Below are 870 nucleotides of genomic sequence, written 5' to 3' on the forward strand. Positions count from 1 at the left end.
AGATTCATATCCTGATCGTTGTAACTAGCAAATTCCCTTTCGCCGTCCATACAACCCACCCTGAGCATGCCCACATTAATGGTTTTTAGTCATTCGATAACCATGCACTTTTCAACTGAGCTCTGTTGAACACAGAGCCATTAGAGGCGCTCCCCAAAAAAGCTGAAGGCTGTCAGCATTGAATTCGCTGTACCAAGCAAACTAAAGCCCCCCGGAAATCACGCATAAAAATCTAGCAGAGGCCAGATTAAAAGCATCATATAAAACGCAACAATCTATATAACAATTGGAAATCATGAAGCCTTTAATTATTGCAACCATCACTTACACCTTTAACAACTGCCCCCAGCAGTCGCAATCCGTAGTGATCATAAACTCAAGTCTATAAATGCCGGCCGCCTTACGCCGAAGTTAAAAAGCTGCTATCGGATAGTTCATTGAACGCGGATACTTTGCTTTTGAAGAAGCGTGCAGTATTACTTTTTGCTATTTAATTCTTTGTTATCCAAACAAACGAGACATGAAAGACCACATAGTTCAGTGATAAAAAGTTTAGTGGTCTGTGTCGATCACAGCTTCCTGCGAGCTGGCCAGCACTATTTGCAGCGCCTGCAGGTGCTGCACCGCGGCCTCCATCAAGCTAGTGGCTATCTCATCCACATGCCGCCGCTGCCAGGGCTCTAGGGGTGTGCCCTTGACCCACTGGTTGAAGGCGCCGAGCGCCGGGCCGGTCTGTACCTGGTAGTTGGCCTGGTCCGCGCTTTCGCCGCTGAAGGCCAGCTTGGTCGAGTAGGCGAAGTACCAACGAAACACCCGGACCATGCGCACCTTGGGGTTGCTTCGGGCCAGGTCGACTTCGCCAATGCGCAG

The 870-nt window shown here is 49.1% G+C and carries 1 pseudogene; it reads right to left on the reverse strand.

The annotated features are described in order from the left end of the window. Nucleotides 1-552: 552 nt before the first annotated feature. Nucleotides 553-870, reverse strand: a pseudogene (locus ACK6AU_RS32005) (hypothetical protein); the annotation flags it as partial.

Origin of the sequence: Pseudomonas sp. KCJK8993, assembly GCF_046230915.1 — a bacterium.
Lineage (GTDB): Bacteria > Pseudomonadota > Gammaproteobacteria > Pseudomonadales > Pseudomonadaceae > Aquipseudomonas > Aquipseudomonas piscis.